6 protein-coding genes and 2 tRNA genes are annotated in these 7020 nt (G+C 32.0%); 4 read left to right on the plus strand and 4 right to left on the minus strand.

Features of this window, described 5'->3' with window-relative positions; translation table 11 throughout:
- Window positions 1-94 precede the first annotated feature (94 nt).
- Window positions 95-1804 carry a PAS domain-containing sensor histidine kinase gene (locus tag FNW17_RS16085; protein ID WP_143392050.1) on the plus strand — a complete coding sequence of 570 codons (1710 nt, stop codon included), beginning with the start codon at window positions 95-97 and terminating at the stop codon, window positions 1802-1804.
- Window positions 1805-1807: 3 nt separating this feature from the next.
- Window positions 1808-2203, plus strand: coding sequence for a response regulator (locus FNW17_RS16090; RefSeq protein ID WP_143392049.1), 396 nt, complete (start codon window positions 1808-1810; stop codon window positions 2201-2203).
- Between the two features lie 64 nt (window positions 2204-2267).
- Here FNW17_RS16090 and rpsT read toward each other — a convergent pair whose 3' ends face one another.
- From rpsT to proS, 4 genes are all read right to left on the minus strand, one after another.
- Window positions 2268-2519, minus strand: coding sequence for a 30S ribosomal protein S20 (gene rpsT / locus FNW17_RS16095; protein ID WP_143392048.1), 252 nt, complete (start codon window positions 2517-2519; stop codon window positions 2268-2270).
- 145 nt (window positions 2520-2664) lie between these two features.
- Window positions 2665-2736, minus strand: a tRNA-Glu gene (locus FNW17_RS16100).
- Between the two features lie 47 nt (window positions 2737-2783).
- Window positions 2784-2855, minus strand: a tRNA-Glu gene (locus FNW17_RS16105).
- 78 nt (window positions 2856-2933) lie between these two features.
- Window positions 2934-4412 carry a proline--tRNA ligase gene (gene proS / locus FNW17_RS16110; protein ID WP_144072200.1) on the minus strand — a complete coding sequence of 493 codons (1479 nt, stop codon included), beginning with the start codon at window positions 4410-4412 and terminating at the stop codon, window positions 2934-2936.
- Between the two features lie 100 nt (window positions 4413-4512).
- On the opposite strand from proS, the gene FNW17_RS16115 reads away from it, so the two are divergent.
- Window positions 4513-5364, plus strand: coding sequence for a hypothetical protein (locus FNW17_RS16115; protein ID WP_144072201.1), 852 nt, complete (start codon window positions 4513-4515; stop codon window positions 5362-5364).
- 44 nt (window positions 5365-5408) lie between these two features.
- A complete protein-coding gene (locus FNW17_RS16120) occupies window positions 5409-6908 on the plus strand; it encodes an OmpP1/FadL family transporter (RefSeq protein ID WP_126563108.1) in 1500 nt (499 codons plus the stop codon).
- Window positions 6909-7020 lie beyond the last annotated feature (112 nt).

Here is a 7020-nt window from a genome sequence, read left to right on the forward strand (position 1 = left end):
TTTTCCTTTGATTTGATTTTCTTGTTCAAAGATAGGTGTTTTTAAATAATGGTACAAGTAACGGATAGTCATATAAATTTTTTATATTTGAATAATGAAAAATAAAACTAATCAAACAACCATAATCTATATACTTGCATCCATATTTTTGGCAATTATATATCGTGAAGTTTTTTCAATTGTATTTCCATCAAACCCCTCCTCATTTAGTTTATTAAATAACATCCTATTTATTCTGTTTTCCGGAATCATTCTAAGATATGTTTTATATAAAAACGATATTAGAAACTCTGAAATTTATAGAAAATTAAAAAATACAAATAATGAAATTAAGGAGTCGAATGAAAAATATGATATTGTATCAAAAGCAACTAGTGACATCATTTGGGATTGGAAAATAACTGAAGATACGATGACTTGGAATAAGGGTATTGAAAGTGTTTTTGGATACAACCAAGATCAGGTTGGAAAAACTTCCGAATGGTGGTTTGATAATATTCATCCAGAAGACACCATCAAAATGTCTATAAAACTATATTCATTTATAGAACAAAAAACCGAAAAATGGCAAGATCAATATCGTTTTAAATGTGCAGATGGTTCTTATAAATACGTTTTAGATAGGGGCTTTATTTTAAAAGATGAAAACGGAAAATCAGTGAGAATGATAGGAGCCATCCAAGACATTACAAAACAAAAAGAGGAAGAACAGCGACTTAAACTCTTGGAAACTGTAATTACCCACACGAAAGATTCTGTAATTATCACAAAAGCAGATTTAAATGACGGCAAATTTCCGAGTATTGTCTATGTAAACCCAGCATTTTCTGCTACATCTGGCTACTCCTCTGATGAAATTATCGGAAAATCACCTGAGGTTTTTATCAGTACAAATGCTGACCTTGAAGAACATCAAAAACTAATTAATGCCATAAAAAACAAAGAAGAATGCCAAATTGAAACTCTCAGTTACAAAAAAAACAAAGAAGCGTATTGGGTAAATTTCAATATGTTACCTGTTTATGATTCAGAAGGTGAACTTTCGCATTGGGTTTCTATTCAAAGAGATATTACCGAAGATAAAAAACAAGAAGTTGAAAAAGAACAACTTATAAAAGAGTTGACTCAAAACAATAAAGATTTACAACAATTCTCCTACATTACATCACACAATCTTAGAGCGCCATTATCAAACTTAACTGGGTTGCTAAACTTAATTGAGGACATTCCTATTGAAAATCAGGAACTCAAGGAAATAATAGATGGATTTAATAAATCAACTCATTTGTTAAACGACACCATTAATGATTTGGTAAAAGTAATCATCATCAAAGATAATCCTTCAATTGAAAAGGAATCTCTTATGCTAAAAGATATTTTTGAAGATGTATTTAGTCAATTAGATTTTCTTATTGGCTTGCACAAACCTATAATACTATTTAATTTTGAAGAAATTTCATTTTTGAATACAAATAAGTCGTATTTAGAAAGTATTTTACTAAATTTATTGACGAATTCAATTAAATACAAATCTGAAAATCGAAAATTAAAAATATCAATAGCTGCTCATGATTTAGGAGATAGCGTAATTTTGATTTTCAAGGACAATGGGATTGGGATTGACTTAGAAAGAAATAAAGATAAAATTTTTGGCCTCTATCAAAGATTTCATGATTACCCAGACAGCAAAGGATTGGGTTTGTATTTAGTAAAATCACAAGTTGAAACTATGGGAGGTACAATTAGCATCGAAAGCAAAGTAAATATTGGAACCACATTTACATTAACTTTTAAAAACAGATAAATAATGCTCGAAACAATTCTATGTATTGACGACGACCCCATAACTCTAATGTTATGCAAAATGGTAATTAAAAAAGCCTTGTTTTCAAATGAAATAGCTACTGCCAAAAATGGAGAGGAAGCCATTAAACACTTTGACAATCTAAAAACCAATCATAGTATCAATAAACCCCAATTGATTTTTCTAGATCTCAATATGCCAGTAATGAATGGTTGGGAATTTTTAGAAAGATTTATCACTGAAGAATATTCAGAATATCATGACACCAAAGTTATCATTCTATCCTCTACTATAGACCCACAAGATTTAGAAAAATCTAAAAAATACCCAATGGTAATTGATTTTTTATCAAAACCAATATCTAAAGAAATGCTGGAATTCTTAAAAAATAAAATCTAAATTTAAACCAAAAAAAAGTCCCAATAGTATCGGGACTTTTCTTTATAGTAAAAAATTGTAATTACTACAATTTAGTAACGTGCTTTGTTAATTTAGATTTTAAATTAGACGCTTTGTTATCGTGAATGATATTCTTTTTTGCTAATTTATCAATCATAGAAATTACACTCGACAATTTAGATGAAGCATCTTCTTTATCTGTAGATAATCTTAATGCTTTTATTGCATTACGAGTAGTTTTATGTTGGTATCTATTTAAAACTCTTCTCTTCTCGTTACTTCTAATTCTTTTTAAAGCTGACTTGTGATTTGCCATTTTTTTAATTTTTAATTGTTATAAACTATCAGTTAAAAAAGAAAAACCTCCCACAAATGCTAATGCAATCACTTTGGTTTTAACTAATAAAATAAAAATAAGAGACACTTATCATTATCTTATAAAACTTATTTACAACTAATTGTAGTCCGTAGGAGAATCGAACTCCTATTTCTTGGATGAAAACCAAGTGTCCTAACCGGTAGACGAACGGACCGATAATTGTCTAAGTTAGCTATTTGCTCCTCAGACTAAATAATTTTGTAGTCCCTAGGAGAATCGAACTCCTATTTCTTGGATGAAAACCAAGTGTCCTAACCGTTAGACGAAGGGACCCTACTACTTTATTGCGGATGCAAAAATACAACTATTTTTTGTTCGCACAATAGCTGACATACAATTTTTTATTTTTTTTTAATATGCCTTTGCAAAAAGAACTCTTTCAGAGGAAGTGTTCCCAGTGAGAATACAGTTTCCAGCTTGTTTTACACCGTTCAAAGGAATACATCTTATTGTAGCTTTTGTCAAGTTTTTTATTTCTTCTTCTGTAGCCGCAGTTCCATCCCAATGAGCCGAAACAAACCCGCCTTTTCGCTCTAGAACATCTTTAAACTCCTCAAAACTATTTACTTCTGTTATATGCGTTTCACGATAGTCCAATGCTTTTTGAAATAAATCGATTTGAATTTGTTTTAAAAGATTTTGTATGTAAATCGCAATTCCATCCTTAGAAACAATCTCTTTTGTCAAAATATCTCTTCTAGCAACTTCAAAAGTTCCGTTTTCTAGATCTTTTGGTCCCACTGCAATTCGAACTGGCACTCCTTTTAATTCCCATTCAGCAAATTTGAATCCTGGTTTTTGAGTTGTTCTATTATCGAATTTAACTGAAATATTTAGTTTTTTGAATTCTGAAATTAATTCGTTTACAACGATAGTTATTTCTCCTAACTGCTCATCTGTTTTATGAATTGGAACAATAACTACTTGAATTGGCGCTAAATTTGGAGGCAAAACTAAGCCTTTGTCATCAGAATGTGTCATAACCAAAGCCCCCATCAATCGGGTTGAAACTCCCCAAGAAGTTCCCCAAACATGTTCTTGTTTTCCTTCGGCGTTAGCAAATTTCACGTCAAATGCTTTGGCAAAATTTTGTCCTAAAAAGTGTGAAGTTCCTGCTTGCAGGGCTTTTCCATCTTGCATCAAAGCTTCAATACAATACGTTTCTTCTGCTCCTGCAAAACGTTCAGTTTCGGTTTTCAATCCTTTTATTACTGGAATTGCCATAAAATTTTCGGCAAACTCAGCATAAACATTCATCATTTTTTCAGATTCTTCAAGAGCTTCAGCTTTTGTTGCATGGGCTGTGTGGCCTTCTTGCCATAAAAACTCTGCCGTTCTAAGAAACAAACGCGTTCTCATTTCCCATCGTACGACATTAGCCCATTGGTTAATTAACAAAGGTAAATCGCGATACGACTGAATCCATCCTTTATAGGTGGACCAAATTATAGCTTCACTTGTAGGACGAACGATCAGCTCTTCTTCTAATTTCGCATTAGGATCTACTATTAATTTACCCGGATTATCTGGATCATTTTTCAATCTATAGTGAGTCACAATGGCACATTCTTTAGCAAAACCTTCGGCATTTTTTTCTTCTGCTTCGAACATACTTTTTGGAACAAACAAAGGAAAATAGGCGTTTTCATGACCGGTTTCTTTAAACATTCGATCTAATTCTGCTTGCATTTTTTCCCAAATTGCATAACCATAAGGCTTGATCACCATACAGCCTCTAACTCCTGAATTTTCGGCTAAATCGGCTTTCACAACTAGCTCGTTATACCATTTTGAATAATCTTCTTCTCGTGTTGTAAGGTTCTTGCTCATTTTGAATAGTTTGGCACAAATTTTGTTTTAATAATTTTAACTTAATAGTTCGACAAAACTAAGTATTTTTGTAATGTGCAACAATAAAAATCCTCTCGATATGAAAACAAATATTTTATTATACAAAAATGCAACACTTTATTCATTAATTGGATTTATAAGTGCTCTAGTAACATCCTGCGGTTCTTATCAAAATAGTTCTTATTATGATAGCGATGGAATATATGGCAATACAGCCAGAGAAGCTCAATCAGTTTCAAGCACTCAGTATAAAAACTATTTCAGCTCTTTGCAAGATGAAATAAAAGTTTCAAATGACACCATCATTATTCCAAACCAAGGTTATACAGAAACAAATATTGTAAATGTCTATAACGATCCTTGGAATATGGGATTTGGTATGGGCTTCGGATATGGCTGGTGTGACCCGTTTTTTGGATTTGGCTGGGGTAACGGATTTGGCTGGGGTAATTCTTATTTTGGATTCGGTTGGGGCTATCCTAGTTATGGTTGGGGCTATCCTGCTTATGGTTGGGGCTCTCCTGTTTATGGATATAATAATAATAATAATAATTATTCTTACAATTCAAGCAGAAGAGGATCATCTTATGCAAATGGTGTAAATAGCAACAGATATTCACAAAACCAATCTTCTACTAATAGAACATCAAACTATACGAATACAAGAAGAAATGATGCAAGCGCCGCTACCAGAAATAATTCCTCTTTTATGACTGGCGATTATTCACAAAATAATACTGCAAGAACAAGAACTAGCACAAACACAAACGGTTCTAGAAGCCAAAACAATTTAAACACAAGAACTTATACCCCAAGTTCCAATAATTATAACAACAGTAATAGTACTAGATCATCATCGAACAGTAACTACAACAGCGGTGGTGGAAGATCATCTGGTGGCGGAGGAAGTTCATCTGGCGGAAGAAGATAATCTGTTTTCAGAATAATTAAAATATAACCTAAATTGAAAAAAAGATGAAAAAACTCTATTACCTTATATTTATTGGCTTCACTTTTAATGTAGTTCTATCTCAAGAAATCCCAGATGCGGTTCGATATTCACAAGATAATTTAAATGGAACTGCTCGTTTTAGAGCGATGGGTGGTGCTTTTGGTGCGCTGGGTGGCGATTTATCTTCTATAAATGTGAATCCTGCAGGTTCTGCCATTTTTTCGAATAATCAACTTACTATATCCTTAAGTGCTTTTAATAAAAAGAATGATTCAAATTATTTTGGAACAACAACTTCCGATTCAGAAAGTAATTTTGACATGAACCAAACTGGTGGCGTTTTTGTTTTTAAAAACCGAAACCCATCGAGCAACTGGAAAAAGTTTTCGTTAGCAATAAACTACGAAAATGTAAATGATTTTGACAATTCAGTCTTTTCTGCTGGCGTAAATCCAACAAATTCTGTCGATAAGTATTTTTTAACTTATGCTAATGGTGTTCCATTAGGTTTAATAAAAGATTCAAATTATTCAGAATTAGACAACGGTGCACAACAAGCGTATTTAGGCTATGAAGGATATATCATCAACCCTGTTATGGAAGCATCAAACAACACGGCGTACACATCAAATGTAACTCCCGGTGGAAATTATTATCAAGAAAACAGTATTTATTCAAGTGGATATAATGGAAAATTATCTTTTAATGCTGCAACTTCGTATAAAGATAAATTATACATAGGTATTAATTTAAATTCACATTTCACTGATTACGTGCAAACTTCCAGTTTTTATGAAAGTAACACGAATACTCTAAATTCAGATTATACTGTGAGACGTTTGCAATTTGATAATAATTTATACACTTACGGTACAGGATTTTCATTTCAAATTGGAGCCATTGCAAAAGTAACTAAAGAAATTCGTTTCGGATTTGCTTATGAATCTCCAATTTGGTACAATTTAAGCGATGAGTTTTCTCAAAATCTAAGCGCAGTGAGAGCCAATAATGTAGATGAACTTACAGCAAATGTTGATCCGCAAATCATTAATTATTATGCGCCTTATAAATTAAGTACTCCAAGCAAGTTTACAGGAAGCTTAGCTCATGTTTTTGGAAAAACTGGATTAATAAGTATTGATTATACTATTAAAGATTATAGCAGCACGAAATTTCAACCAGAAAATGACATATATTATCGAGCCGTGAACAATCAAATGAGCAACATTCTTAACGTATCAAATGAAATAAGAATAGGCGCTGAATACAAAATCAAGGAATGGAGCCTTCGAGGCGGGTATCGTTTCGAAGAAAGTCCATACAAAGACAAAAAAACAATTGGCGATTTGAATTCTTTTTCAGGAGGATTAGGCTATAACTTTGGTGTGTTTAAAATGGATTTATCCTATACCAATGCCCAGAGAAATTCGCAACAACCTTTTTTCAATCAAGGATTTACTGATGGAGCGAAAATTAAAACTACCAACAATAATTTCACAATGACATTATTGTTTGAAATGTAATCCTATTCCCAAAAGAGGAATTATTGAAACTTAAAAAATATTATGCTTATCCGTATTAACACCTAATTATTTTGTATCTTTAAAATCTAAATAGATTTGATATGAATATTTT

It is taken from the genome of Flavobacterium franklandianum (genome assembly GCF_007097365.1).
Taxonomy (GTDB): Bacteria; Bacteroidota; Bacteroidia; order Flavobacteriales; family Flavobacteriaceae; genus Flavobacterium; species Flavobacterium franklandianum.

Coding starts and splice junctions, on each gene's coding strand:
- FNW17_RS16085 (WP_143392050.1), top strand. CDS start 95: ATGAAAAATAAAACTAATCAAACAACCATAATCTATATACTTGCATCC.
- FNW17_RS16090 (WP_143392049.1), top strand. CDS start 1,808: ATGCTCGAAACAATTCTATGTATTGACGACGACCCCATAACTCTAATG.
- rpsT (WP_143392048.1), bottom strand. CDS start 2,519: ATGGCAAATCACAAGTCAGCTTTAAAAAGAATTAGAAGTAACGAGAAG.
- proS (WP_144072200.1), bottom strand. CDS start 4,412: ATGAGCAAGAACCTTACAACACGAGAAGAAGATTATTCAAAATGGTAT.
- FNW17_RS16115 (WP_144072201.1), top strand. CDS start 4,513: ATGAAAACAAATATTTTATTATACAAAAATGCAACACTTTATTCATTA.
- FNW17_RS16120 (WP_126563108.1), top strand. CDS start 5,409: ATGAAAAAACTCTATTACCTTATATTTATTGGCTTCACTTTTAATGTA.